The following is a 24,634-nucleotide window of genomic DNA, read 5'->3' on the forward strand; positions in this document are numbered from 1 at the left end:
CCCCCCCCCCCCCCTCCCCCCCCCCCCGCCCGGAATTTGCATGAGAATTGGCGTGGCACATAGACTCTTGCCCGTTTGCGGGTCTACCGTGGACTCGAGTCGGTCTGACGGTGGACCGTTATGTGCGGAGGAATGCAATGAACAAGGCAGAGCTGATCGATGTTCTGACCGAAAAGCTCGGTTCGGACAGGCGCACTGCAACGGCGGCCGTGGAGCACATGGTCGACGCGATCGTGCGCGCAGTGCACTCGGGTAAGAGCGTCACCATCACCGGCTTCGGCGTCTTCGAGCAGCGCCGCCGCGCGGCCCGGGTCGCGCGCAACCCGCGCACGGGTGAGACCGTGAAGGTCAAGCCGACGTCGGTGCCGGCGTTCCGCCCCGGCGCGCAGTTCAAGGCGGTCATCGCCGGCAGCCAGAAGCTCCCCGCGACGGGTCCGGCCGTCAAGCGGGGCGCGGCTGCCGCGGCGAAGAAGACCGCGGCCGCGAAGAAGACCGCGGCCAAGAAGACCGCGGCGGCGAAGAAGACTGCCGCCAAGGCCGCTCCGGCGAAGAAGACGACCACGGCGGCCAAGGCTCCGGCCAAGACCACCGCGGCCAAGAAGACCACGGCGGCCAAGGCTCCGGCCAAGACCACCGCGGCCAAGAAGACCACGGCGGCGAAGAAGACCACCGCGGCCAAGGCTCCGGCCAAGACCACCGCGGCGAAGAAGACCACGGCGGCGAAGAAGACCACCGCGGCCAAGGCTCCGGCCAAGACCACCGCGGCCAAGAAGACCACCGCGGCGAAGAAGACCACCGCGGCCAAGGCTCCGGCCAAGAAGGCCACCGCGGCCAAGAAGGCGCCGGCCCGGAAGGCTGCCGCCAAGAAGTAGGGCTGCTAGGGAGTAGGGCTGCCGAGAAGTAGGGCTGCCAACCGGATACCGTCCGTTCGGCGGCCATCGGGGGGAACCTCGATGGCCGCCGAAGCGCATTCAGGCGGGCCCGGCGGGCAGCGGGCTGTCGATGTGGTCCACCGCGACGAGCCGGTCGCCGGCGAGCGACAGCACCCACGTGCTGCCCTTGCGGTTACGCGTGTTCGGCGCGGCGATCCCGTCGTGCTCGGCCCACCATTGCACGAGGTCCGGGATCACCTTGCCCTGGCTGCAGATCACCGGCACCCCGCCGCGCTGGGCGAGGTCGAGTACCCGCTTGCGCCCGAGTTGCGGGTCGGCGCTGTACTCCTCCTCCGTCAGGGAGGGTTCGACGGCGACGTCGATCCCGAGCCGGTCCGCGAGCGGTTGCACCGTCTGCACGCAGCGTGCCCGGTCCGCGGCGACCACGCTGTCGGCGCCGAACGCGAGCAGTTGCGGAACGAGGGCCTGGGCCTGGGCACGGCCCGCCGCGTCGAGCGGCCGGTCCCGATCCTCGCCCCGGTGATTCCTGCGGCTGCCGGCCTTGGCGTGCCGCACGATCAGCACCGTCGCCGTGTCCGGCGGCAGGGCCTGGAAGCGCCGCAGCACCGTGTGGTCCATCGGGTACGACAGGGCCGCGAAGGCGTCGTCGGGTGCGAGCCAGCGCAGCTCGTCGACCTCGTCGTTGGGGGTGAACTCCCCGCTGCATTCCTCGGCGGCCCAGTAGTCCACCCGCTTGAGTTTGCGGTGACCCGGCACCGGGTAGGTGACCTTGCCGAGATACCGGCCGAGGCGCGCCGAAATCCCGGTCTCCTCCTCGATCTCGCGTAGAGCGGCGACGATCGGGGTCTCGCCGGGATCGAGCTTGCCCTTGGGGAAGGACCAGTCGTCGTAACGCGGTCGGTGCACGACCGCCACCTCGAAACGGTTCCGGTCGGTCGGATTCCGTCGCCAGAGGACAGCCCCGGCGGCGAAGATGTTGGCTCGCATTGCGTTGTCGGAAACGGGGGACACCGACATCCTTCCGATCAGGAGCTACGGCTACGCATGAGCTCTTCTTGATGGTCACGGGCCGCGGTTCCGGGAGCCGGCGACGCGAGCCAGGTTCCGTCGGCCCGCAGCGTCCAGCACCGGGTGGCCGGGTCGAGCGCCGACTCGAAGATCGAGTCGAGTTGCGCAGCCAGCCGGGGATCCTTCACCTGTGCCATCACCTCCACCCGGCGATCGAGATTGCGATGCATCATGTCGGCGCTGCCGATCCAGATCTCGTCGGCTGCCCGGAAATGCAGGACGCGCGAGTGCTCCAGGAACCGCCCGAGGATGGACCGCACCGTGATGTTCTCGCTCAGTCCCGGTACGCCGGGCTTGAGCGCGCAGATGCCGCGCACGACGATCTCCACCGGTACCCCGGCGCAGGAGGCGCGGTACAGCGCGTCGATGACCTGCTCGTCGACCAGCGCATTGGCCTTCAGGCGGATCCGGGCGTCGCGACCGGCCGCGTGGTGCTCGATCTCGGCGTCGATCCGTTCGATGATGCCCGACCGCACGCCGTGCGGGGCCACGAGCAGGTTGCGGTACTTCGCCATCCGCGAGTAACCGGTGAGCGTGTTGAACAGATCGGTCAGGTCCGCACCGATCTCCGGGGCGGCGGTGAGCAGGCCGACGTCCTCGTAGAGCCGGGCGGTCTTCGGGTTGTAGTTGCCGGTACCGATGTGGCAGTAGCGGCGGATGAGCGAGCCCTCCCTGCGGACCACGAGGCACGTCTTGCAGTGGGTCTTGAGTCCCACCAGGCCGTACACCACGTGCACCCCGGCCTGTTCGAGCTTGCGGGCCCACTTGATGTTCGCCTGCTCGTCGAAGCGGGCCTTGATCTCCACCAGCGCCACCACCTGCTTGCCGGCCTCCGCCGCGGCGATCAGTGCGTTGACGATGGGGGAGTCGCCGGAGGTGCGGTAGAGGGTCTGCTTGATGGCGAGCACCTGGCTGTCGGCTGCGGCCTGCTCGATGAACCGTTGCACGCTGGTGGAAAAGGAGTCGTAGGGGTGGTGCACCAGCACGTCGCCCTCGCGCAGCGTCGAGAACACGCTCTTGGGGGTCTCGCGTTCGCCGAACGCGGGGTGGGTGGCCGGCACGAACGGCCGGTCCTTCAGGTCGGGGCGGTCCACGTCGTGCACCTGCCACAGGCTCGACAGGTCCAGCAGTCCCGGCAGCTGCACCACGTCGGCGGGATCGACGTCGAGCTCGCGCAGCAGCAGTTCGAGCATGTGCTCGGTCATGTCGTCGGCGACCTCGAGACGCACGGGAGAACCGAAGCGGCGACGGGCGAGTTCCCGCTCGAGCGCCTGGAGGAGATCCTCGTCGCGGTCCTCCTCGACCTCGAAGTCGGCGTTGCGCGTGACCCGGAAGGCGTGGTGCTCGACGATTTCCATGCCGGGGAACAGCACGTCGAGATGTGCCGCGATGAGTTCCTCGAGCGGCAGGAACGCGTCGATCTCGTCCCGGCGGACCCGGACGAAGCGATCGACGTTGTCCGGCACCTTCACCCGCGCGAAGTGCTCCCCGGCGGACTCGAGATCCTTCACGGTGACAGCGAGGTTGAGGCTCAGCCCGCTGATGTACGGGAACGGGTGCGCCGGATCGACCGCGAGGGGCGTCAGCACCGGGAACACCTGCTCGACGAAGTACGCGGTCAGGCGCCGTTTTTCGTCGTCGGTCAGATCGTCCCAGTCGATGATGGAAATGCCTTCGGCGGTCAGGGCGGGCAGGACCGAATCGAGGAAGACGAGAGCGTGCCGGCGCGCGATCTCCTGGGTGCTGCGCGCGATGAGCGCGAGTTGCGCTCGTGGCGACAGCCCGTCGGCGGAGCGGACCGACAGGCCGGTTTCGGCACGGCGCTTGAGGCCGGCGACGCGCACCATGTAGAACTCGTCGAGGTTCGAGGCGAAGATCGCAAGGAATTTGGCACGTTCGAGGAGCGGCAGAGACGTGTCCTCGGCCAGCGCGAGCACCCGCGCGTTGAAGTCGAGCCAGCTCAGTTCCCGGTTGAGGTAGCGGTCCAGCGGCAGGCCGTCGGCGACGGCCTGCAGCATCGTGGCTGCGGGCGGGGCGCTCGGCGCCGAGGCCGAACGGGTGGCGGTGGTGCCGTCGAGTCCGGCTCCGCCGTCGCCGGATGCCCCGGCGAACCCGGGAGGTTCGGTGTCGATGCGCTGGTCCGTGGAATCGCCGTGTTTCACACGTCGATCATCCCTCAGTTTCGGAACGGCGGACAATCCGTCGACGTACGTCACCCGAAGTCGGGATGACGAACGGGCATCGGCCATCCGATCCGCCCCAGGGCCGAGGCCGTCGCGGGCCCGACGCCCTGCGCGGTCGCGGCCTCGAGATCGGCGACGGTGTCCACGTCGAGCCGCAGTCCCGGCCAGTCCCCGGCCAGGGGACGGGCTCCCGCCCGCACGTGACGGTGCGCCGAGTCCGGACCGAACAGCGGGTGCAGTGGTTCGGCCGTGCAGTGCAGCAGCGCCGAGGTGCCGGTGCCGGTGTGGTCCACGACGACCGCCCGGCCGACCTCGCGCGCCGCGGTCAGGGCCGCGGACAGTTCGGCGGGCCGCAGTGCCGGCAGGTCCGCATGCAGCGCGACTAGATCCACGCCGGGCTCGCGGGACCGCACTCGCCGGGCCGCGGCGGCGAGCGCCGCATTCAGCGGATCGACGGCGGTGCCGGCCGTGTCGACGGCGGGGGGATCGGCGAGCGTGTGCGCCCCCGCGCCGAGGGCCAGCGCGGCGACATCGGCGTCGGTGGTGATCACGGTGACGGCGAGTCCCTCGACCGCCAGCGCCGCGTGGAGGGTGTCGTCGAGCATCGCGAGCACCAGGGCCGCTCGGGTGCCGGGGTCGAGGACGTGCGCCAGCCGCGACTTCGCCAGGCCGAGGGCCTTGACGGGAATCAGCGCGTGCGCGGCGGTCATGGTCGTCGATTCTGCCAGTCGGCGACGAGGACGGTCGCGGGCGCGGCGGTGGGCGATACTGGAGCGGTCGCGGCGGTGGGTCTGCGGACGGGATCGGACACGAGTAAGGGGACTGCGTGAGCAAGGCTGCGGTGTTGGGGGCGGGGTCGTGGGGGACGGCCTTCGCGAAGGTACTGGCGGAGGCCGGAACGGACGTGACGATCTGGGCGCGGCGCGCGGAGGTGGCAGAGGCGATCGCCGCCCGGCACGAGAACCCGGACTATCTGCCGGGCGTCGAGTTGCCCTCGACGTTGCGCGCCACCGCGGATCACCGCGTCGCACTCGACGGAGTGGACTTCCTCGTCCTCGCGGTGCCGTCGCAGACGCTGCGCGCGAATCTCGGGGCGTGGCGCGACGACATCGGTTCCGACGCGACCCTGCTGAGCCTGGCGAAAGGCATCGAGGGCGGCACCCTCATGCGGATGAGCCAGGTGATCGCCCAGGTGACCGGCGCCGAACACGACCGCATCGCGGTGTTGTCCGGGCCGAACCTCGCCCGCGAGATCGCCGATCGGCAGCCTGCCGCCACGGTGATCGCGTGTTCCGACTCCACTCGGGCGCTCGAGATTCAAAGAGCATGTGCAACAGGGTATTTCAGGCCCTACACGAACACCGACGTGATCGGCTGCGAGATCGGCGGCGCGTGCAAGAACGTCATCGCGCTCGCGTGCGGCATGGCGGCCGGTGTCGGCCTCGGCGACAACACGATCGCCTCCATCATCACCCGTGGGCTGGCCGAGATCACCCGGCTGGGCACTGCCCTCGGTGCCAGCCCGGCCACCCTGGCCGGGCTGGCGGGTGTCGGCGACCTCGTGGCCACGTGCACCTCGCCGCTGTCGCGCAACCGTTCGTTCGGGGAGCGACTGGGCAGGGGAGGGACGCTCGAGAGCGCCCAGGAGGCCACGCACGGCCAGGTGGCCGAGGGGGTCAAGTCGTGCACCTCCGTCCGGGCGCTGGCGGCCAGTTACGACGTGGAGATGCCGCTCACCGACGCCGTGCACCGCGTCTGCTACGAGGGCATGTCGGTGCCCGAGGCGATCGGGCTGCTGCTCGGCCGCCGGGTCAAGCCGGAGTGAGACTGTGCTGGGTGACTCCACACGCTGCGTGAAAGCGGTTGCCGCCGAACATATTCCGGGGGCTCCGCTGCAGCCCGGTCCGGTCCTCGCCGCCCCCTACCAGCTCTGCGCGGAGGGCACGGAGACCGACACCTACGCCCGCGCCTCGAATCCCGGTTGGCGTGCCCTCGAATCCGCGCTGGCCGCGCTCGAGGGCGCGGCCGCGGCCCGGGTCGTCGGGTCCGGGATGTCCGCGGTCACCGTCGCGCTGCGGGCGCTGACCCGTGGCGGCGGCACCGTCGTCGTCCCCGCCGACGGGTACTACCAGGTGCGCGAGTACGCGCGGGAACGCCTCGAGCCCCTCGGGATCACGGTCCACGAACTCACGGCCGCCCAGTTCGGCGACGGCAGTCTCCGCGCTGTCCTCGCCGGCGCCGGCGAGGGCGCGCTCGTGCTGGCCGAGACCCCGTCGAACCCGGGACTGGACGTCGTGGACCTGCGCGCCACCGCGGCGCTGTGCCGGACGGCCGGCGCCCTGCTGCTGGTGGACAACACCACCGCCACCCCGCTGGGGCAGCAGCCGCTCGCGCTGGGCGCGGACGTCGTCGTCGCCAGCGGCACGAAATCGCTCAGTGGGCACAGCGATCTGCTGATGGGGTACCTCGCTGTCGCCGACGATGCACTCGTGCCGGCCCTCGACCGGGAGCGCCTGCTCTCCGGGACGGTCCTCGGCCCGTTCGAGACGTGGCTGGCGCACCGCAGCCTGGGCACCGCCGGGCTGCGCTTCGACCGGCAGTGCGCCAACGCGCTCGCCGCGGCGTCGATGCTGCGCGAGCATCCCGCCGTGCGCGGCGTCCGCTACCCCGGTCTGGGCGACGATCCCGCCCACCCCGTCGCCGCGGCACAGATGCGCCGGTTCGGTCCGCTGGTGACGTTCCGGCTCGACGGCGAACAGCAGTTCCACCGGTTCGTCGCGGCGAGCGAGCTCGTCACCGCCGCGACCAGTTTCGGGGGCATCCACACCACCGCCGACCGGCGCGCCCGCTGGGGCGATCCCGTACCGGCCGGCTTCGTGCGGTTGTCCTGCGGGATCGAGGACACCGCCGACCTGCTCGACGATCTCGACCGCGCGCTCTCCCGGTGCTGAGCAGGACTCGGGTATCTACCGGGGCGGCGGCACCGGTACGGTTTGTGCCGTGAGCACACCCCGTATCCGGGTGGCCGTCGTCTTCGGCGGCCGCAGCAACGAACATTCCGTCTCCTGCGTTTCGGCGGGCAGCATCCTGCGCCACCTCGACCCGCAGCGTTACGAGGCCGTCCCGATCGGCATCACCACCGACGGCGCCTGGGTGCTCGCCGACACGGATCCGGAACGGCTCGCCAAGGCGGGCCGCGAGCTGCCGACCGTCGACGCGGCGGGGTCGGCGCTGGTGCTCACCGCCGACCCCACTCGGGCCGGTGACATCGTCGCCCTCGACGAGGGCGAGTTCGGCAAGGTGCTCGCCTCCGTCGACGTCGTGTTCCCGGTGCTGCACGGCGCCTACGGCGAGGACGGCACGATCCAGGGGCTGCTCGAGCTCGCCGGCGTTCCGTACGTGGGACCCGGCGTGCTCGCCAGCGCCGCCGGGATGGACAAGGAGTTCACCAAGAAGCTGCTCGCGGCCGAGGGTCTGCCCGTCGGATTCCAGGTCGTGCTGCGCCCCGGCGCCGCGACCCTCAGCGAGGAGCAGAAGCAGCGTCTCGGCCTCCCGGTCTTCGTCAAGCCCGCCCGCGGCGGCTCCTCCATCGGGATCAGCCGCGTCACAGACTGGGCGGCGCTCGACGCGGCGATCGAGAAGGCCCGCCGGCACGACCCGAAGGTGATCGTCGAATCCGCGATCGTCGGTCGCGAGGTCGAGTGCGGCGTGCTCGAGTTCCCCGACGGCGACGTGCGCGCCAGTGTCGTCGCCGAGATCCGGATGCCCGACCCGTCCGGCGATCACGAAGCGTTCTACGACTTCGACACCAAGTACCTCGACGACGTGTGCGAGTTCGACGTGCCCGCCAAGCTCGACGACGACGTCTCCGACCGGATCCGTGAGCTCGCGGTCCGCGCCTTCCGCGCCCTCGACTGCCAGGGCCTGTCCCGCGTCGACTTCTTCGTCACGGAGGACGGGCCCGTGATCAACGAGATCAACACCATGCCCGGGTTCACGTCGATCTCGATGTACCCGCGCATGTGGGAGGCCAGCGGTCTCGAATACCGCACGCTGCTGTCCACGCTGGTGGACACCGCCCTGGCGCGGGGCACCGGGCTGCGCTGATCCGCCCGGGCGCGGGGCACCGGGCTGCGCTGATCCGCCCTGGCGCGGGGGACCGGGCTGCGCTGATCCGCCCGGGCGCGGACTAGTCTGGGGGCCATGACTGCCGTGACCCCTGACTCATCTGCAACCGTTTCCGGGGACGTCCGGGCGACCGGCGCCGGGGACACCCGCGAGGCCGTGCACGCCGCGGCCCGTCGCGCCCGCGTCGCCTCCCGCCGGCTCGCCCTGCTCACCACCGCGCAGAAGGACGCCGCCCTGCACGCCGCCGCGGACGCGGTGCTCGCCGCGTCCGACGCGGTGCTCGCCGCGAACGCCGAGGACATCGAGACCGCCCGCGCGGCGGGCACCGAGGAGTCCCTGCTCGACCGGCTCCGGCTGACGCAGGCCCGCGTCGAGGGCATCGCGGCGGGGCTGCGGCAGGTCGCGGGGCTGCCCGACCCGATCGGCGAGGTGGTCCGTGGCTCGACCCTGCCCAACGGCCTCGAGATCCGGCAGATGCGGGTTCCACTCGGCGTCGTCGGGATGGTGTACGAGGCCCGGCCGAACGTCACCGTCGACGCCTTCGGCTTGGCCCTCAAGTCCGGCAACGCGGCCCTGCTGCGCGGGTCGTCGTCGGCCGCCCACTCCAACGCCGCCCTCGTCGAGGCCCTGCGCGGCGCCCTCGCGATGCAGGAGCTGCCGGAGGACGCCGTACAACTGCTGCCCAGCGCGGACCGCTCCTCGGTCACGCACCTCATCCAGGCACGCGGACTCGTCGACGTCGTCATCCCGCGCGGCGGTGCCGGCCTGATCTCCGCCGTCGTCCGCGACGCCACCGTGCCCACCATCGAGACGGGCGTGGGCAACTGCCACGTGTACGTGCACGCGTCGGCCGATCTGGACATGGCCGAGAAGATCGTCGTCAACGCCAAGACCCGCCGGCCCAGCGTGTGCAACACCGCCGAGACGATTCTGGTGGACAAGGCCGTCGCCGACACCGCCGTACCCCGGCTGCTGCAGGTGCTGCAGAACCACAGCGTCACCGTGCACGGTGACCTGCCCGGCCTCGAGCCGGCCACCGAGGCGGACTGGGCGGAGGAGTACCTGAGCCTCGACATCGCGCTCGCCGTCGTCGACGACCTCGACGCGGCCGTCGCGCACATCGACCGGTACGGCACCGGCCACACCGAGGCCATCGTCACCTCCGACCTCGCGGCGGCCCGGGAGTTCTCCGCGCGGGTCGACGCCGCAGCCGTTATGGTCAACGCCTCGACGGCGTTCACCGACGGCGAGCAGTTCGGGTTCGGTGCCGAGATCGGCATCTCCACCCAGAAGCTGCATGCGCGCGGCCCGATGGGACTGCCGGAACTCACCTCCACCAAGTGGGTGGTGTGGGGCGACGGCCACACCCGGCCGGCCTGAGGGTTCGCGACAGCGCTCGACGAGACCGGACCGGACGAGACCCGGACCCGACAGGGCCGGCCCCGACGAAAGGACACAGCGTGGACCGTGCGCTGCCGACCACCCCGCCGATCTTCGCCGACGTCGACGAGGTGATCGACCGCCTCGCCGAGACCGGATACCTCGCCGACAAGGCCACCGCCACCGCGGTGTTCCTCGCCGACCGCCTCGGCAAGCCGCTGCTCATCGAGGGCCCCGCCGGGGTGGGCAAGACCGAGCTCGCCCGGGCGGTGGCGCAGACCTCCGGCGCCGAGCTGGTGCGGCTGCAGTGCTACGAGGGTGTCGACGAGTCGCGGGCGCTGTACGAGTGGAACCACGCCAAGCAGATCCTGCGGATCCAGGCCGGCACCGACCATTCCTGGGACGCGACGAAGCAGGACGTGTTCTCCGAGGAGTTCCTCCTGCCGCGCCCGCTGCTGACCGCCATCCGCCGGGAGGATCCGACGGTGCTCCTGGTCGACGAGGTCGACAAGGCGGACGTGGAGATCGAGGGTCTGCTGCTCGAGGTGCTCAGCGATTTCGCGGTGACCGTGCCCGAGCTCGGCACCATCAGCGCCACCCGCAAGCCCTTCACGGTGCTCACCTCGAACGCGACGCGGGAGCTGTCCGAGGCACTCAAGCGACGCTGCCTGTTCCTGCACCTCGACTTCCCCGACGCCGACCTCGAGCGCCGCATCCTGGCGAGCCGGGTACCGGAGCTGCCCGAGACGGTCGCCGAGCAGCTCGTGCGCACGGTCCGGGTGCTGCGCGGCATGCAGCTCAAGAAGCTGCCGTCGGTGGCGGAGACGATCGACTGGGGCCGCACGCTGCTCGCCCTGGGCCTCGACACCCTCGACGACGCCGCCGTGCGGGCCACGCTCGGGGTGATCCTCAAACACCAGTCCGATCAGCTGCGGGCCGCGGCCGAGCTGCGGTTGAACTGACATGGCCGGGGCACGCCCGCCGGTGCGGGACCAGGGGCCGTCGGCGCCGCACGGCCTGCCCGGCCATCTGGTCGGATTCGTCGAGGCACTGCGCCGCCGCGGCATTCCCGTAGGACCGTCCGAGACCGTCGACGCCGGCCGGGTCATGTCCGTGCTCGACCTGCTCGACCGTGACGCCCTCCGGGAGGGGCTGGCGTGCGCGCTGCTGCGCCGGCCCACCCACCGCCCGACCTTCGATGCCCTGTTCGACCTGTGGTTCCCGGCGGCGGTCGGCCGCCGCGAGGCCGGCGGGATCGATCCGGCGCTGCCGCGCACCCCGGACGGCGAGATCGACTTCGAGGCGCTGCGGGACCTGATCGCCGAGATGCTCGCCGACGACTCCGCCGAGGCGTTCGAGCTCGTCGAGCTGCTGACCGCGCAGATCGTCGAGGAGCTGGGGCAGTACACCTCGGGCAACGGACCGTCGTTCTCGGCGTACCAGGCGCTGCGCCAGGTGTCGCCCGAAACGCTGGTCTCGAAGATCCTCGAGGGCCTGCTCGGCAACGCCGGCCCGCAGGAGCGGGCTCAGGACACCGAGTACGCCACCGAGGTGGCGCGCCGCACGGCGGCGCGCCGAGTGGCGGATTTCCGGGCCATGGTCGAGCGCGAGACGCGTCGCCGCACCGCCGAACAGGTCGGACGCGACCGCGTCGCCACCTACGGGGTGCCCAAGCTCGCCGAGGAGGTCGACTTCCTGCGTGCCACCGACGCCGAGCTCACCGCGCTGCGCCGCAGCGTCACCCCGCTGGCGCGGCTGCTGGCGAGCCGGCTCGCCGCGCGCCGGCGGCGGGCCCGCGCGGGAGCGATCGACCTGCGCCGGACGCTGCGCAAGTCGATGTCCACCGGCGGGGTGCCCATCGACCTGGTCAACCGCAAGCCACGCCCGGCCCGTCCGGAGCTGGTGGTGCTCTGCGACGTCTCCGGATCGGTCGCCGGCTTCTCCCACTTCACCCTGCTGCTCGTGCATGCCCTGCGCGAGCAGTTCTCCCGCGTCCGGGTGTTCGCGTTCATCGACAGCACCGACGAGGTCACCCACCACTTCTCCGCCGGCGCCGACCTCGGGGCCGCCATGTCGCGGATGCTGCGCGAGGCCGAGCTGATCGCCTACGACGGCCACTCCGACTACGGTCACGCGCTGGGCGTGTTCACCGAGCGGTACGCGCACAGCCTCACCAGCCGCAGCTCCCTGCTCGTGCTCGGCGACGCGCGGACCAACTACCGCGATCCCAATCTCGGCGCCCTCGAGCACCTGGTGGCCGTTGCCCGGCACGCCCACTGGCTCAACCCGGAACCACGCGGCCAATGGGGAGCCGGAGATTCGGCAGCGAAGGTGTACGGCGAGGTGATCACGATGCACGAGTGCCGGTCCGCGCAGCAGCTCGCGCAGGTGGTGGCGGGCCTGCTGCCGGTGTGAACCCGTAAGCTGGACAATCGTGCATGAGCCATCCGCCCCGAATCCGGCGCCGCGACGTCGCGTCGGTGACACGCGACGTCGCGTCGGTGACACGCGACGTCGCGTCGGTGTCATGGGCGGCACCTTCGACCCCATCCACCACGGGCACCTCGTCGCAGCCAGCGAGGTGGCCGACCGGTACGACCTCGACGAGGTCGTGTTCGTGCCCACCGGACAGCCGTGGCAGAAGTCGGGGAGCGAGGTCAGCACGGCCGAGGACCGCTACCTGATGACGGTCATCGCGACCGCCTCGAACCCGCGGTTCTCCGTCAGCCGGGTCGACATCGAGCGGGACAAGGCCACCTACACCGTCGACACGCTGCGCGACCTGCGTTCGCTGATGCCCGACGCCCACCTGTACTTCATCACCGGCGCCGACGCGATCGCCTCGATCCTGTCGTGGCAGAACTGGACCGAATTGTTCGAGCTGGCCCGGTTCGTGGGAGTGTCGCGTCCGGGCTACGACCTGCACGTCGAGCATCTCGCCGAGCATCTCGAGAAGCTGCCCGCCGACACCGTCGGTCTCGTCGAGATCCCCGCGCTGGCGATCTCCTCGACCGACTGCCGGACGCGGGTGCGTGACCACAGGCCCATCTGGTACCTGGTGCCGGACGGGGTGGTGCAGTACATCACCAAGCGCAACCTGTACCGACCCGCGAACTCGCGGCGCCTCGACGGGGCGGCGACCGTGTCATATCCCCACGCCGAGTCCCACCCCCACCCGGTGACCCACGCTGAGTCCCAACCCCACGCTGAGTCCCACCCCAACCCGGAGACCCACCCCGAGTCCCACCCCCACCCCGAGAGGAAGACCACGCAGTGACGGCAACTGCAGAAGCCATCGAGATGGCACGCATCGCGGCCCGCGCGGCCGACGAGAAACTGGCCACCGATGTCGTCGTGCTGGACGTGTCCGAGCAACTGGTCATCACCGACTGCTTCGTGATCGCCTCCGCGGCCAACGAGCGTCAGGTCAACGCCATCGTCGACAACGTCGAGGAGAAACTGCGGCTGGCAGGGCACAAGCCCGTGCGGCGCGAGGGCACCCGCGAGGGTCGCTGGACGCTGCTGGACTACGTCGACGTGGTCGTCCACATCCAGCACGACGACGAACGCAACTTCTACGCCCTCGACCGGCTGTGGAAGGACTGCCCGGTGATCACCGTCGACGGCATCGGCGCTCCCGCGCCGGCCGACGACACCGGCGCGGGGTCGCCGGCGGACGACGACACCACGCCCACCGCGGACGACACGCCGGGCGACCGGTGACCCATCGGGTACCGGTCCGGCGCCTGATCCTGGTGCGTCACGGGCAGACCGAGTACAACGCCACCAGCCGGATGCAGGGGCAGCTCGATACCGAGCTGTCCGAGCTGGGGCGGCGTCAGGCCGTGGCCGCCGCCCGGATCCTCGTCGAGCACCGGCCCGTGGCGGTCGTCTCCTCCGATCTGCGGCGCGCCTACGACACCGCCGTCGAACTCGGTGACCAGGCCGGCCTGCCGGTGGAGATCGATCCGCGGCTGCGCGAGACCCACCTCGGCCGGTGGCAGGGCCTGACCCACCACGACGTGGACTCGGTGTCCCCGGGGGCGCGGGCAGCGTGGCGGGCCGACGCCACCTGGGCGCCCCCCGAGGGGGAGAGCCGGGTCGACGTGGCCCGGCGCAGCGCCCCGGTGATCCAGGAACTGCTCGACAAACACGAGCAGTGGGTGCAGCGGCCGATCATCGTCGTCGCGCACGGCGGACTGATCGCGGCACTGACCGCCGCACTGCTCGATCTCCCGGTCGACCGGTGGCCGGTCCTCGGCGGGCTCGGCAACACCGGCTGGGTCCAGCTCAGCGGATACGGGGACCAGCCCGCGTGGCGGCTCGACGTGTGGAACGCGACGGCGACAGTGGCGGCCGATGACGTCCTCTGAGCCACGGCCGGTGGCCGGCCCGCAGCGGCCGACGCTGCTCGTGATCGGTGACTCGCTCAGCTACTACGGCCCGAAGGGCGGACTGCCGGCGGACCATCCGCGGATCTGGCCGAACATCGTGGCGCGGGAACTCGACTGGGACGTCGAACTCGTCGCGCGGATCGGGTGGACGACACGCGACGCGTGGTGGGCGATGACGCAGGATCCACGCGTGTGGGCGACGATCCCGCGGGCCGGTGCCGTCGTGCTGGCCGTGGGCGGCATGGACACCCTGCCGTCCCCCCTGCCGACGGCGCTGCGGGAGACCCTGCGCTACGTGCGGCCGCCGCGCCTGCGCCGCGTCGTGCGGGAGACCTACGGATGGCTGCAGCCCCGGCTGTCGCCCCTCGGCTGGCCGGTGGCCTTGCCGCCCCGGGTCAGCGTGGACTACCTCGAAACCATCCGCGAGTCGCTGGCGTACATGCGGCCGGACCTGCCCGTGATCGGCACGCTGCCGTCGGTGCATCGCAGCGAGCAGTACCGCGCGGTGCACCGCGGCCGTCCCGCCGCGGCCCGGGCGATCAACCGGTGGGCGCACGAAAAGTCGGTTCCCCTGGTTGATCTCGGCGAGGCCGTGCACGCGGACATCCACTCCGGCGCGGCGAACCCGGACGGCATCCACTGGGGCTGGGACGGGCACAGCGAAGTGGCCGCCGCGGTTCTCGAGGCGGTACGGATGGTGCGCCGGGATGCGCGCGGCGCCGCGGAGGACATACGGTAGGCGGCGTGTCTGTAGTAGTGGTAACCGACTCGTCGTGCTGTCTCGACCCGGAAGTGGTGGAGCGGTACGGCATCCGTGTCGTGCCACTGCACGTGATCGCCGACGGTGTCGAACTGCGCGAGGGCGTGGACGATCTGCCCGCCGACCTGTCCGGCGTCACCACCTCCGGTCCCTCCCCGGCCGAACTGACGGAGGCGTACGCCGAGGCGCTGTCGGACAGCGGCGGTGACGGAGTGGTCGCCGTGCACCTGTCCCGTGAGCTGTCGGGTACCTGGTCGGCCGCCCGCTACGCCGCCGACGCCCTCGGTGACCGGGTACAGCTGGTCGACAGTCGTACCACCGCAATGGGATTGGGATTCGCCGCCCTGGCGGGGGCGGAGCTGGCCCGGTCCGGTGCGAGCGTGCGGGCCGTCTACGAACGGGCTGTGGAGGTCGCCGCCCGCAGCCGGACACTGCTGGTGGTCGACCGGCTCGACCATCTACGCCGTGGCGGCCGCATCGGCACCGCCACGGCCCTGCTGGGCACTGCTCTGGCGATGAAGCCGGTGCTGCACCTCGTCGACGGCCGGCTGGTGCTGCGGGAGAAGACCCGCACCATGACCAGGGCGATGGCGAAGCTGGTCGACGGCGTCGTCGACACCGCGGACTCGGTGACCGCGGTGGCCGTCCACCACCGCGAGGCCCCCGAACGCGCCGAGCGGCTCGCCGCACAGCTCGCCGAGCGGCTGCCCGCCGGCACCGCGCTGTCGGTGTCCGAACTCGACGCGGTTCTCGGCGCACACGTCGGTCCCGGCGCCGTCGGGGTGGTCGTCTCCCGCGCATAGGCGTTGTCCACAGGCGGACGATTCATCCACAGATTCGCCGGATCGCTTCGGCGGTCGCGTGGACGGCGGCCGGATCCGGTTAGCGTCGCGCCATGGGCAGCAGCGACGAGCACGATCTCGTGCGCAGCCGGCTCGACGCGATCGCCCGGTCCGCCGGCGATCGGGCATCGGCGGCGCCGACGATCCCGCACGAGGCGGACGACGACCCACACCCGTGGTACGACCCGGCCGGAACCGTCGAGCCGCCGGGTCCGCTCGAGCGGTTGCGCGCGACCCGCTGGCAGACCGGACGGGGTGGGACCGGGGCCCTCGCGGCGGTCGGTGTCGTGGCGGTGCTCGCCACACTCGTCGTGGTCTGGGGCGATCGTCCCGTCGCGGAGCCGGTACCGCCGCTGCCGGCGGTGGAGGTTGCGGCCCCGGCGGCCGACCCCGTTGCGTCCCGGCAGGACACGGCGCCGGACGAGGTGGTGGTCAGCGTGGTGGGACTGGTGGGCAAGCCCGGTCTGGTGCGGGTCGCGCCCGGCGCGCGGGTCGCCGACGCCCTCACCGCCGCGGGCGGCACCCTCGACGGTGCGGATCTGACCAACCTGAATCTGGCGCAGCGGCTCGCGGACGGAGACCAGGTAGTGGTCGGCGCGTCGCCGCCGGTTCCGCCGGCGAGCGGGGTGTCCGGCTCCGGTGGCGAGGGTGGGGTCGGGGGGGCCGGCGCACCCCCCGAAGCGGGACCGGTGAACCTCAACACCGCCGACGAGGCGACCCTCGATGCGCTGCCCGGCGTCGGTCCTGTCACCGCGGCCGCGATCGTGGCGTGGCGCCGGGACAACGGGCCGTTCACCGACGTCGCACAGCTCGCCGAGGTCGACGGGATCGGTCCCGCTCGGCTGGCACGCCTGCGGACGCTGGTCGCGGTGTGAGCGCGCCCGACCGCGACGACGCGCGACTCGTGCCGGGCGCGGTGGCGGCGTGGGCCGCAACCGCGCTCGGGTTGCACGCCGGCTGGCGGGTCTCGCTCGGGATCGCGGCGACGGCCGCCCTGTGCGCGGTGGCCACGGTCGTCGTGGCACGGCGCCGACGGCTTCGTGCCGCGGCCCGGCCGCTGCTCGCCGCTCTCGTCGTCGCTGCCGGGTTCTCTGCGGCGGTCGCACTGCGGGTGTGGGCGGCCGAGACGCATCCGCTCGCCGCCGCGGCCGCGCGCGCCGGCTGGGCCACCCTGGTGGTCGAACCGACGGAGGACCCGAAAAGACTGGGAGACAGTGCGTTCGGCGGGGACCAGGTGCTGGTGCCGGCAACGTTGCGCCGCGCCGAGCTGGGGCCCGACCGGTACTCGGGCGGCGGCGCCGTCGTGGTGTTCGCCCCTGTCGACGAGTGGGCGGAGCTACTGCCGGGCCAGCGGATCACCCTGCGCGGACGGCTCGCCGAACCGGACGGCGCGGATCTGACGGTGGCCGTGGTCCGTGTCGACGGCCCGCCCCGGTCGGTGCAGGCCCCCTCGCGGGTGCAGCAGTGGGCGGGACGGATCCGCGAGCGGCTCGCCTCGGCGTCCGGAGCGGTGCTCCAGCCGGCTGCGGCCGGGCTCCTGCCGGGCCTCGTCGTCGGCGACACCTCACGGCTGTCCGACGACGTTCGGGAGAGCTTCCGGGTGGCGGGACTGACCCACCTGACCGCGGTGTCCGGTGCCAACGTCAGCATCGTCCTCGGCGCGGTGCTCCTCGCCGTGCGGGGCCTCGGCCTCGGCCCCCGCACGGGCACCGCGCTCGCGGCGGTCGCGCTGGTGGCGTTCGTCGTCGTCGTGCGCCCGTCGCCGAGCGTGCTGCGCGCCGCCGCGATGGGAGCGATCGGGTTGCTCGCTCTGGTGACGGGCCGGCGGCGGCACGGACTGCCGGCCCTCGCGGGCGCGGTCGGCGCCCTGCTCGTCGCCGCACCGGAACTCGCGACGGACGTCGGGTTCGCCCTGTCGGTCGCGGCCACCGCCGGGCTGGTGCTGGTGGCACCGGCCTGGGTGACCCGGCTGCGGGCCCGCGGCTGGCCCCGCTCGGCGGCGGAGGTGTGCGCCGTCTCGACGGCGGCGTTCGTCGTGACCGCCCCGATCGTCGCCGCACTGTCCGGCACCGTCAGCGTCGTGGCGGTCGCGGCCAACGTCCTCGTCGCGCCGGTACTTCCGCCGTTGACCGTGCTCGGTACCATCGTCGCGGTGGTCTCCACGGCGTCGCCGACGGCGGCGGAGCTGCTCGCCCGCGGGACCGCGCCCATGCTGTGGTGGATCCTCGAGGTGGCGGACCGCGCGGCCGACCTGCCCCTCGCCGAGGTGCCCGTGCCCGGTGGCGTGGGCGGAGCAGTCGCCGTCGGGGGCGGGCTCGTCGCCGCCCGGTGCCTGCCGCGACTGCGGCGTGGACGCCGGCCCGGGGCGCCGGCGGTGATGTCCGGCCGTCGTGGCACGATCGATCCGTGAGCAACCCGCAGCTGCATCTCGTGCTCGGTGACGAAGACCTCCTCGTCGAACGCGCCGTCGCGCGGATCGTCGGTGACGTCCGGGCGCGGACGGGTGCGGGGTCCGAGCTGCCCGTCTCGCGGCTGCGCGCCGGGGACGCCGGCGCGGCCGAACTCGCCGAGCTGCTCAGCCCGTCGCTGTTCGCCGAGGACCGGGTGGTCGTCCTCGAATCTGCCGCGGAGGCCGGCAAGGACGCCGTCGCGCTGATCCTCGATGCGGCGACCGAACCGCCCGAGGGGGTCTCCCTGGTCGTCCTGCACAGCGGCGGCGGCCGCGCGAAGGCCATGGTGGGCGCCCTGCAGAAGTGCGGCGCCGAGACCCACGAGTGCGCCAGGATCACCAAGGCGGCCGAGCGGGTGGACTTCGTGCGTGCGGAGTTTCGCACCGCGGGTGTGCGGGTCGCGCCGGAGGTCGTGCAGGCGGTGATCGACGCCGTGGGCTCCGACCTACGGGAGCTGGCAGCGGCGTGCAGCCAGCTGGTCGCCGACACGGGCGGCAAGATCGATGCCGCAGCCGTGCTGCGCTACTACTCCGGCAAGGCCGAGGTCACCGGGTTCGAGGTGGCAGAGAAGGCCGTCGCGGGCGACGAGCCGGGGGCGCTGGAATCGTTGCGGTGGGCGACGCATCGGGGTGTCGCGCACGTCCTGCTCGCCGACGCCCTCGCGGATGCTGTCCACACGATCGCGCGGGTCGGCTCGGCCGGGCGCGGGGACCCGTTCAAGATGGCATCCGAGCTCGGGATGCCCCCGTGGAAGGTGAAGAAGGCTCAGGCTCAGGCACGCGCGTGGGACCCGGGATCGATCGGGGCCGCGCTGCAGGTCGTGGCCGACCTCAATGCCGACGTCAAGGGCGCGGCCGCGGATGCCGACTACGCGGTGGAGCGCGCCGTGCGCCGCGTCGCGGGGCTGGCCGGCCGGACTCACTAGACGACGGAAGCCGCCCGGTCCGAGGGACGGGGCGGCTTCCGGAGCAGAGCTTGCGTTCTACCTCAGAGTCCGTTGGCGACCTTGGCCAGGGCGGACTTCTTGTTGGCGGCCTGGTTGGCGTGGATCACGCCTTTGCTGGCAGCCTTGTCGAGCTTGCGGCTGGTGGAGACGAGGAGCTCGGTGGCCTTGTCCTTGTCACCGGCGGCCGCGGCCTCGCGGAAGGAACGGATCGCCGTGCGCAGCGAGGACTTGACCGACTGGTTGCGGAGTCGGTTGCGCTCGTTGGTGCGGATCCGCTTCACCTGGGACTTGATGTTGGCCACGCGTAAAATCCTGTCGTCTTGCTGGTAGTTGGTCGGAAAGCTCTGGGCGCACTACGGCACCGACGGACCACGATACCAGCGGCCCGTCGCAAACCCCAAACCGGGCGCCGGAACCGCTGGTGGTGACGGGCAGGTGACAAGCGGGTTTCCGGCACTGCACAGCCCGGCATCCTGTAGCAGGATTTCGGGCATGAGCAGCCGAACGACCGTCGCCCGACCCCCCGACCGCTCCCGCTCGCGCAGGCGTTCCGACGGGGTGTTCGACGGCTATCGCGACGTACCCGGCTACACGCTGGCGTTCGACGAGATGTTCGACGACGCCGGTGGGGTGCGAGCCCCCTACCGTCGGCTGCACCAACGGTTCGTCTCCACCGGCGCCGACGAGCTCGCGGCCCGCACCGAGGCCCTCGGCCGCGCATTCACCGACCAGGGCGTCACCTTCTCCCTGTCCGGACAGGAGCGGCCCTTCCCGCTCGACCTGATGCCGCGGGTCATCGCGGCGGCAGAGTGGGCCCGCCTCGAACGGGGCATCACCCAGCGGGTGAAGGCGCTCGAGATGTTCCTCGACGACGTCTACCGCGAGCAGCACATCCTCCGCGACCGCGTCATCCCCAAGCGGCTGGTGACGTCGTGCGAGCACTTCCACCGCGAGGCCGTCGGTATCGTCCCGCCCAACGGCGTCCGGATCCACGTTGCGGGCATCGACCTGATCCGCGACGAGAACGGCACGTTCCGGGTCCTCGAGGACAATCTGCGCTCGCCGTCCGGGGTGTCGTACGTCATGGAGAACCGGCGGGTGATGGCCCGGATCGCCCCGGACCTGTTCCGCGAGCACCGGGTGCGTCCCGTCGGCGACTACGCCTCGCACCTGCTGCGGGCGCTGCGGGCGGCCGCCGCGCTCAACGCCGCCGACCCGACCGTGGTGGTGCTGACCCCCGGCGTGGCCAACTCCGCGTACTTCGAGCACTCCCTGCTGGCCCGCCAGATGGGTGTCGAACTCGTCGAGGGCCGGGACCTGTTCTGTCGTGACAACGCGGTCTACATGCGCACCACCGAAGGCGAACGGCAGGTCGACGTGATCTACCGCCGGATCGACGACGTCTTCCTCGACCCGATGCAGTTCCGTCCCGACTCCGTGCTCGGCGTCGCCGGCATCCTCAACGCCGCCCGCGCCGGCAACGTCGTGATCTCGAGCGCCGTCGGCAACGGTGTCGGCGACGACAAGCTCGTCTACACCTACGTCCCCGAGATCATCGACTACTACCTCGGCGAGAAGCCGCTGCTGCCCAACGTCGACACGCTGCGCTGCTGGCTGGAGGACGAATGCGAGGAGGTGCTCGACCGTCTCGACGAGCTCGTGATCAAGCCGGTGGAAGGCTCCGGCGGGTACGGCATCGTGTTCGGTCCCGACGCCTCGCCCGCCGAGCTGAAGACCATGACCCGCAAGATCCGCAACGACCCGCGCAGCTGGATCGCCCAGCCCGTCGTGCAGTTGTCCACCGTTCCCACCCGGGTGGGGGACCGGCTCGCGCCGCGTCACGTGGACCTGCGGCCCTTCGCCGTCAACGACGGGGAGGAGGTGTGGGTGCTGCCCGGCGGTCTCACGCGCGTCGCGCTGCCCGAGGGGTCGCTCGTGGTGAACTCGAGCCAGGGCGGCGGCAGCAAGGACACGTGGGTGCTCGCCGCGCGCAGTTCCGGGGAGGAACGAGAACTCGGCGGCGCCCAGGTGGTCGACCGGCCGGCGCACGGCGCGCAGGTCGAGCACGGACCCGACGTCGGCGGCCCGCAACAGCAGCAGCAGCAACAACAGCAGCAGCAGAGCGGGCTCGGGGGTGGTCGCTGATGCTGGCCCGCAATGCCGAGTCCCTGTTCTGGATCGGCCGCTACGTCGAACGCGCCGACGACACCGCCCGCATCATGGACGTCGCGGTGCACCAGCTGCTCGAGGACTCCACGGTCGACCCCGACCGCACCTGCCGGCAACTGCTGCGGGTACTCGGATTCGCCGAGCCGCCGGGCGTGCTGGACGTGTCCACCGTTGTCGACCTGATCGCATTCGATCGGGAGGGGCAGGGGTCGATCGTCGATTCCGTCGCGCACGCGCGCGAGAACGCCCGCGGCGCCCGCGAGGTCACCTCCAGCGAGATGTGGGAGTGCCTGAACGCCACCTACAACGGTCTCGCCGAGCGCAAGCGGGCCGCCCAGCGGCTCGGACCGCACGAGTTCTTCCGATACGTCGAGGAGCGCGCGGCGATGTTCGCGGGCCTGGCGGACTCGACGCTCAGCCGCGACGACGGCTACCGCTTCCTGCTGCTGGGCCGGTCCATCGAACGCGTCGACATGGTGGTGCGGCTGCTGCTCTCCCGTGCGGGCGACCGCCCGGGCTCGCCGACGTGGGCGACGGTCCTGCGGTCGGTCGGTGGTCACGACACCTACCTGCGCACCTACCGCGGTGCCCTCAACGCGAGCCTGGTGCTCGAATTCATGCTGCTGGACCGGCTGTTCCCGCGGTCGGTGTTCTTCGCCATCAGCGAGGCCGAGCGGTGCCTCGGTGCGCTCGACCGGCATCCGCACAGCCGGGTCGGTGCCCGGGACGAGGCGCAACGTCTGCTCGGCCGCGCCCGCAGCGAACTCGAGTTCCTCGCCCCCGGACGGCTGCTCGAGGATCTGCAGACGCGCCTGCAGTCGCTGCAGGAGATGTGCCGGCAGGTCGGCGAGGCGATCGCGCTGCAGTACTTCCACGCAGCGCCGTGGGTGGCCTGGACCGATGCCGGCGCGGCACAGGGGGAGACGATCGTGGAGGGTGAGTTGTGACCTGGCGGATGCGAGTGGTCCACAAGACGGGGTACGCGTACGACGCGCCGGTCACCTCGTCGTACAACGAGGTCCGGCTCACGCCCCGCGCGGACAGCCGGCAGACCGTCGTGCTCAACCGGGTCGAGACCACACCGGCGACACGGTCGTACCGGTACGTCGACTACTGGGGCACCGCGGTGACCGCGTTCGACCTGCACGCGCCGCACACCTCGCTGGAGGTGACCGGGCTGTCGGTGGTCGAGACCGAGGAGACCGCGGTGCCCGACGACGCGCTCGGATGGGACGAACTGCGCAGCGAGGAGAACCGGGACCGCTACGACGAGGTGCTGTTGCCGTCGCGGTACGTGCCGGCCGATCGTGGTCTCGCCAGGGTCGCCCGGCAGATCGCCAAGGGTGCCGATCCGGTGGCCGCGGTGCTGGCCGCGGCGCAGTGGGTGCACGACGAGATGTCCTACGTCCCCGGCACGACGGGGGTGCACACCTCGGCCGTGCAGGCCTTCGAGGAGCGCGAGGGGGTCTGCCAGGACTATGCGCACCTGACGCTGCTCCTGTTGCGCGGCATGGGAATTCCCAGCCGGTACGTGTCGGGATACCTGCATCCGACGGCCGCTGCCCCCGTCGGGGCGGCCGTCGCGGGGGAGTCGCACGCGTGGGTCGAGGCCTGGACCGGTTCGTGGTGGGGTTACGACCCGACCAACGCCACGGTCGTCGGTGAACAGCACGTGTCCGTCGGTACCGGCCGGGACTACGCGGACGTGCCGCCGCTGAAGGGCATCTACTCCGGCGGCGGTTCGACGGCACTCGACGTTGTTGTGGAGGTCACCCGGCTTGCGTAGTGTCCGCGGTGTCTTGTTGCGGTAGTGCTGTGCGGCCTGTGAGCCCGTCTTCGACCCGCGGTGCTCGCCAGTGCCGAAGTTCGACACATCGGATCCGGTCCTGCGGGACCGCACGACGCGAGGTGGGCGCATGACGAACGAACGCGAGACCGGCCACGAGGGCCGGGCGGCGGACCCGGCACCCGGGGCCGCCGAGCACGAGACCGAGCACGAGACCGCGCTCGAGGCCGTGGAGAAGGACGAATTCTCGGACGCCAAGAAGTACGCCGCGGAGGCGATCGGCACGTTCGTGCTGGTCTTCTCCGCGGTCGGCACGGCGGTGTTCGCCGGGGACAAGGTCGGCAATCTCGGCGTCGCGCTGGCGTTCGGGCTGACCCTGCTGTTCCTCGTCTACGCCATCGGGCCGATCTCCGGATGCCACGTGAACCCGGCGGTGACGGTCGGCCAACTCGCGATCGGCCAGGTCACCCTCAAGCGGGCGGTGTTCTACCTCGTGGCCCAGGTCCTCGGCGGCCTCGTCGCGGGCGTGACGATCTACTCGGTGGCGCAGTCGCTGCCCACCTACGACCGGGCCGTGCAGGGGCTCGGCGCCAACGGCTGGGGCCCGCACAGCCCGTCGGCGGTGGACGGCCCGCTCGGCGGGGTGCTCGTCGAGGGTTACGGGATCGGGGCGACCATGGTCGTCGAGGTGCTGCTGACCGCGCTGCTGGTGTTCGTGGTGCTCGCCGCGACGGACCAGGCCTCGGACGTCCTGCTGGCCGGGGTGTCGATCGGATTCACCTTGGCGGTGATCCACCTGGTCGCGATCCCGATCGACAACACCTCGGTCAATCCGGCGCGGAGCATCGCGGTCGCGCCGTACCAGGACGGCGCGCTCGGACAGCTCTGGCTGTTCATCCTGTTCCCGCTGATCGGCGGCGCCCTCGGGGCGCTGGTCTACCGGTCGCTGTTCGGGCGGTTCGCCGGATTGCGGCCGTCCACGGCGCGGGTGGCGGGCGCCCGCCGGCGGTAACGCGACGGCCGGCTACCGCCAGCCGTACTCGGCGCGAAGGCGCGCGGCGACCTGCTCGAACCGGGCCCGGTCGAGCACCGCGCCTTCGCGCCGGATGCCTTCCTCGGGCACGTCCAGCACGCGGTCCAGGCGGACCCAGCTGGGCCGGTTGCCGGCGTCCCAGCTGCCGTTGCCCAGCGCCAGCCAGTCGCGGTGACCGTCCCGGTCGTTGTTCGACGACAGCATCAGGCCGAGCAGGGTGCCACCGTTGCGTCCGACGACGAGCACGGGCCGGTCCTTGCCCTGGGTCGCGTCCTCCTCGTAGGCCACCCACGTCCACACGATCTCGCCGGGGTCCGCGCGGCCGTCGAGGTCGGGGGCGTAGCCGATCCGCCGGGCGCGCTGCGCGGTGGGAGCGGTGTGGGAGGTCACCGGGCGGCCGGGCTTCGGGGCCGGCCGGGCGGTTTCGGCGGCACCGGAGCCGAGCGCGGTCCGGGCCCGGTCGAGGGCGCCGGAGCGCTGCACCTGCTCGAGCAACCGCGGTCCCTGCTCGACCGCGAGCCGTCCCAGTTGCCTGCCCAGTTTCTTCCATGTGCCAGCCACGTCGGCGAGCTTAGCGGCGTGCGGCGCCGCGCAGGTGCGGC

24 protein-coding genes are annotated in these 24,634 nt (G+C 71.9%); 19 read left to right on the forward strand and 5 right to left on the reverse strand.

Annotated features, from left to right (window positions below; all coding sequences use genetic code 11):
- The first annotated feature begins 137 nt into the window (after positions 1-137).
- The gene (locus ACWPOB_RS04685; protein ID WP_455400067.1) at positions 138-872 is read left to right on the forward strand and encodes an HU family DNA-binding protein; all 735 of its coding nucleotides are present in this window, start codon (positions 138-140) and stop codon (positions 870-872) included.
- A gap of 99 nt (positions 873-971) precedes the next feature.
- Here the strand turns inward: ACWPOB_RS04685 and ACWPOB_RS04690 are convergent, their stop codons facing one another.
- From ACWPOB_RS04690 to cofC, 3 genes are read right to left on the reverse strand one after another with little or no spacing between them, the layout of a single operon-like run.
- Complete coding sequence (locus tag ACWPOB_RS04690; protein WP_455400068.1) at positions 972-1,910, reverse strand: NUDIX hydrolase; 939 nt, start codon at positions 1,908-1,910, stop codon at positions 972-974.
- 8 nt (positions 1,911-1,918) lie between these two features.
- A complete protein-coding gene (locus tag ACWPOB_RS04695; protein WP_455400069.1) occupies positions 1,919-4,123 on the reverse strand; it encodes an RNA degradosome polyphosphate kinase in 2,205 nt (734 codons plus the stop codon).
- A gap of 50 nt (positions 4,124-4,173) precedes the next feature.
- The gene (cofC, locus tag ACWPOB_RS04700) at positions 4,174-4,854 is read right to left on the reverse strand and encodes a 2-phospho-L-lactate guanylyltransferase (protein ID WP_455400070.1); all 681 of its coding nucleotides are present in this window, start codon (positions 4,852-4,854) and stop codon (positions 4,174-4,176) included.
- Positions 4,855-4,970: 116 nt separating this feature from the next.
- Between cofC and ACWPOB_RS04705 the strand changes: the two genes are divergently transcribed.
- The 14 genes from ACWPOB_RS04705 to holA all read left to right on the forward strand — a co-directional run bounded on the left by ACWPOB_RS04705 (position 4,971) and on the right by holA (position 19,023).
- Positions 4,971-5,969, forward strand: a complete 999-nt coding sequence (locus ACWPOB_RS04705; RefSeq protein ID WP_100058541.1) for an NAD(P)H-dependent glycerol-3-phosphate dehydrogenase — start codon at positions 4,971-4,973, stop codon at positions 5,967-5,969.
- A 4-nt stretch (positions 5,970-5,973) separates the two neighbouring features.
- Positions 5,974-7,095 carry a cystathionine gamma-lyase gene (locus ACWPOB_RS04710; RefSeq protein ID WP_455400071.1) on the forward strand — a complete coding sequence of 374 codons (1,122 nt, stop codon included), beginning with the start codon at positions 5,974-5,976 and terminating at the stop codon, positions 7,093-7,095.
- 49 nt (positions 7,096-7,144) lie between these two features.
- Positions 7,145-8,251: a D-alanine--D-alanine ligase family protein gene (locus tag ACWPOB_RS04715; protein ID WP_455400072.1), complete on the forward strand. Its 1,107-nt coding sequence runs from the start codon at positions 7,145-7,147 to the stop codon at positions 8,249-8,251.
- A gap of 96 nt (positions 8,252-8,347) precedes the next feature.
- Positions 8,348-9,652, forward strand: a complete 1,305-nt coding sequence (locus ACWPOB_RS04720; protein ID WP_029544392.1) for a glutamate-5-semialdehyde dehydrogenase — start codon at positions 8,348-8,350, stop codon at positions 9,650-9,652.
- An 80-nt stretch (positions 9,653-9,732) separates the two neighbouring features.
- Positions 9,733-10,614 (forward strand): AAA family ATPase, encoded by an 882-nt coding sequence (locus ACWPOB_RS04725; protein ID WP_006933754.1) that lies wholly within the window; start codon positions 9,733-9,735, stop codon positions 10,612-10,614.
- 1 nt (position 10,615) lies between these two features.
- Complete coding sequence (locus ACWPOB_RS04730; protein WP_455400073.1) at positions 10,616-12,067, forward strand: vWA domain-containing protein; 1,452 nt, start codon at positions 10,616-10,618, stop codon at positions 12,065-12,067.
- 19 nt (positions 12,068-12,086) lie between these two features.
- A complete protein-coding gene (gene nadD / locus ACWPOB_RS04735; RefSeq protein WP_455400074.1) occupies positions 12,087-12,929 on the forward strand; it encodes a nicotinate-nucleotide adenylyltransferase in 843 nt (280 codons plus the stop codon).
- Positions 12,926-13,375 carry a ribosome silencing factor gene (rsfS, locus tag ACWPOB_RS04740; RefSeq protein ID WP_100058405.1) on the forward strand — a complete coding sequence of 150 codons (450 nt, stop codon included), beginning with the start codon at positions 12,926-12,928 and terminating at the stop codon, positions 13,373-13,375. The genes nadD and rsfS overlap by 4 nt, the downstream gene beginning before the upstream one ends.
- Positions 13,372-14,025 (forward strand): histidine phosphatase family protein, encoded by a 654-nt coding sequence (locus ACWPOB_RS04745; protein WP_100058404.1) that lies wholly within the window; start codon positions 13,372-13,374, stop codon positions 14,023-14,025. The genes rsfS and ACWPOB_RS04745 overlap by 4 nt, the downstream gene beginning before the upstream one ends.
- Positions 14,012-14,785, forward strand: a complete 774-nt coding sequence (gene octT / locus ACWPOB_RS04750) for a diglucosylglycerate octanoyltransferase (RefSeq protein ID WP_455400075.1) — start codon at positions 14,012-14,014, stop codon at positions 14,783-14,785. Before ACWPOB_RS04745 ends, octT begins: the two co-directional genes overlap by 14 nt.
- A 5-nt stretch (positions 14,786-14,790) precedes the next feature.
- Positions 14,791-15,609, forward strand: a complete 819-nt coding sequence (locus tag ACWPOB_RS04755; protein ID WP_455400076.1) for a DegV family protein — start codon at positions 14,791-14,793, stop codon at positions 15,607-15,609.
- Between the two features lie 92 nt (positions 15,610-15,701).
- Entirely contained in the window at positions 15,702-16,523 is an 822-nt protein-coding gene (locus ACWPOB_RS04760; protein WP_455400077.1) for a ComEA family DNA-binding protein, read from the forward strand.
- Positions 16,520-18,058 (forward strand): ComEC/Rec2 family competence protein, encoded by a 1,539-nt coding sequence (locus tag ACWPOB_RS04765; protein ID WP_455400078.1) that lies wholly within the window; start codon positions 16,520-16,522, stop codon positions 18,056-18,058. The genes ACWPOB_RS04760 and ACWPOB_RS04765 overlap by 4 nt, the downstream gene beginning before the upstream one ends.
- The gene (gene holA / locus ACWPOB_RS04770; RefSeq protein WP_455400079.1) at positions 18,055-19,023 is read left to right on the forward strand and encodes a DNA polymerase III subunit delta; all 969 of its coding nucleotides are present in this window, start codon (positions 18,055-18,057) and stop codon (positions 19,021-19,023) included. Before ACWPOB_RS04765 ends, holA begins: the two co-directional genes overlap by 4 nt.
- Positions 19,024-19,085: 62 nt before the next feature.
- On the opposite strand, the gene rpsT is transcribed toward holA, so the two are convergent.
- Positions 19,086-19,346, reverse strand: a complete 261-nt coding sequence (rpsT, locus tag ACWPOB_RS04775) for a 30S ribosomal protein S20 (RefSeq protein WP_003937021.1) — start codon at positions 19,344-19,346, stop codon at positions 19,086-19,088.
- A 190-nt stretch (positions 19,347-19,536) separates the two neighbouring features.
- Here rpsT and ACWPOB_RS04780 point away from each other — a divergent pair, with 190 nt between their 5' ends.
- From ACWPOB_RS04780 to ACWPOB_RS04795, 4 genes are all read left to right on the forward strand, one after another.
- Positions 19,537-21,189, forward strand: a complete 1,653-nt coding sequence (locus ACWPOB_RS04780) for a circularly permuted type 2 ATP-grasp protein (RefSeq protein WP_455400080.1) — start codon at positions 19,537-19,539, stop codon at positions 21,187-21,189.
- A complete protein-coding gene (locus ACWPOB_RS04785; RefSeq protein WP_455400081.1) occupies positions 21,189-22,160 on the forward strand; it encodes an alpha-E domain-containing protein in 972 nt (323 codons plus the stop codon). Before ACWPOB_RS04780 ends, ACWPOB_RS04785 begins: the two co-directional genes overlap by 1 nt.
- An 8-nt stretch (positions 22,161-22,168) precedes the next feature.
- A complete protein-coding gene (locus ACWPOB_RS04790) occupies positions 22,169-22,999 on the forward strand; it encodes a transglutaminase family protein (protein WP_455400198.1) in 831 nt (276 codons plus the stop codon).
- Between the two features lie 130 nt (positions 23,000-23,129).
- A complete protein-coding gene (locus ACWPOB_RS04795) occupies positions 23,130-24,011 on the forward strand; it encodes an aquaporin (protein WP_455400082.1) in 882 nt (293 codons plus the stop codon).
- Positions 24,012-24,023: 12 nt separating this feature from the next.
- Here the strand turns inward: ACWPOB_RS04795 and ACWPOB_RS04800 are convergent, their stop codons facing one another.
- Positions 24,024-24,593, reverse strand: a complete 570-nt coding sequence (locus ACWPOB_RS04800) for a type II toxin-antitoxin system PemK/MazF family toxin (protein ID WP_455400083.1) — start codon at positions 24,591-24,593, stop codon at positions 24,024-24,026.
- Positions 24,594-24,634 lie beyond the last annotated feature (41 nt).

It is taken from the genome of Rhodococcus sp. 2H158 (assembly GCF_053764755.1).

Coding starts and splice junctions, on each gene's coding strand:
- ACWPOB_RS04780 (WP_455400080.1), top strand. CDS start 19,537: ATGAGCAGCCGAACGACCGTCGCCCGACCCCCCGACCGCTCCCGCTCG.
- ACWPOB_RS04795 (WP_455400082.1), top strand. CDS start 23,130: ATGACGAACGAACGCGAGACCGGCCACGAGGGCCGGGCGGCGGACCCG.
- ACWPOB_RS04790 (WP_455400198.1), top strand. CDS start 22,169: ATGCGAGTGGTCCACAAGACGGGGTACGCGTACGACGCGCCGGTCACC.
- octT (WP_455400075.1), top strand. CDS start 14,012: ATGACGTCCTCTGAGCCACGGCCGGTGGCCGGCCCGCAGCGGCCGACG.
- ACWPOB_RS04690 (WP_455400068.1), bottom strand. CDS start 1,910: ATGTCGGTGTCCCCCGTTTCCGACAACGCAATGCGAGCCAACATCTTC.
- ACWPOB_RS04685 (WP_455400067.1), top strand. CDS start 138: ATGAACAAGGCAGAGCTGATCGATGTTCTGACCGAAAAGCTCGGTTCG.
- ACWPOB_RS04720 (WP_029544392.1), top strand. CDS start 8,348: ATGACTGCCGTGACCCCTGACTCATCTGCAACCGTTTCCGGGGACGTC.
- ACWPOB_RS04730 (WP_455400073.1), top strand. CDS start 10,616: ATGGCCGGGGCACGCCCGCCGGTGCGGGACCAGGGGCCGTCGGCGCCG.
- ACWPOB_RS04785 (WP_455400081.1), top strand. CDS start 21,189: ATGCTGGCCCGCAATGCCGAGTCCCTGTTCTGGATCGGCCGCTACGTC.
- cofC (WP_455400070.1), bottom strand. CDS start 4,854: ATGACCGCCGCGCACGCGCTGATTCCCGTCAAGGCCCTCGGCCTGGCG.
- ACWPOB_RS04760 (WP_455400077.1), top strand. CDS start 15,702: ATGGGCAGCAGCGACGAGCACGATCTCGTGCGCAGCCGGCTCGACGCG.